The 1169-nt window shown below is 43.9% G+C and carries 1 protein-coding gene; it reads right to left on the reverse strand.

Annotated features, from left to right (window positions below; all coding sequences use genetic code 11):
* Positions 1-393: 393 nt before the first annotated feature.
* The coding region (locus tag KDK17_RS06685; RefSeq protein WP_257287662.1) for a hypothetical protein at positions 394-1169 on the reverse strand (776 nt) is incomplete at its 5' end.

Raw genomic sequence — 1169 nt, forward strand, 5'->3', positions numbered from 1 at the left:
AGCATTTTGTGACGCCCTCGAAAAGGATTGGGCAGTTCAGGTTCAGCTAACTTACCGGCATACAAGAAATGAGTTGGCAGCGGGTTTGAGCCGACGAGTCCCATTGCAGGCAGCGACTTCCCGAACATTATTGTCACTAGCAGAAGCAGTGATCGGACTAGTGAGTAGAAAATGTTGTTATGTTGTGAGCGTCTCATAGATCCAGACTTAAAAAATCAGCGTCTGTGAATCGATTCGCTATTGGGCCAAATTCGTACGTCATCTGACATAAGGCTCAGGCTCATTAATTGATGTTTGCGTAAGACTGTATAGCACCGAACTGGCGAGCTTACCATGAATGGAATTGGCGAAAAGTTTGTTTTACTAAGCTTCCACCAGACGACAAAGGTCTTTTTAGAGAATACCCTCACACCCATCAAGTAACTCTAATTCCTGACAGCTCTGGTAAACATCATCAGCAATGTCTGATAATAAAGGGTCTCGCTTTTTTAACCGCTCTATTTTACTGCATGCCCGTTGCCTCCATTCTTCCAGTATGCGGTTATCGATATCGGTTTTGGCTTTTTTAAGGGCGGTAACGATGTGCATAAGCTTCATTTCATCTCCATACTCGTCCAGTAAGTTCAGTATTTCGGTGCCAAAAGCTTCTGTCTGGTTGAGCTTTAACCATAAACTGCCAAACGCCTGTTTTTCTCGTTTGTCGTCTGGCGGGTTAATGTTTTGTGGTTCCGGTTCACTCATCGACTCAAAGACGTCTGCCCCCCTGGATTGAACGTTATCCAGGTATTGGGACAGTGATTCTTTAATCTCATCCGGGCATTCTGTACCTGATGTTTCCATTCTATTTCTTATTCTGAAAAATAAAGATTCAGGCAGCCTCTCCTTATGATGTTCAAGCGATTTCCAGACGATTGGTTTGACGGCCATTCCATTTTTGATGATGTTAGCCAGAACATAAATGGGTAAAGGTTTGAAGGGGGTTGCTTCAACAGCACCTTTTTCCATGGGGTCTCTGGTTCCCGCCTGTCTGGCTTCGTATCTTTGGATGTATACCGGGTAATCCGGTCTTGAGCGCCTTTGCCAATCATCTGCTGTTAAATAATAGTGTTCAGATATATCAGTGATTTTCAAAAAAATCCTGAACTGCTCCTCTGACCAGTTGCTGATTT

The organism is Endozoicomonas sp. SESOKO2 (assembly GCF_024606245.1).
Lineage (GTDB): Bacteria > Pseudomonadota > Gammaproteobacteria > Pseudomonadales > Endozoicomonadaceae > Endozoicomonas_A.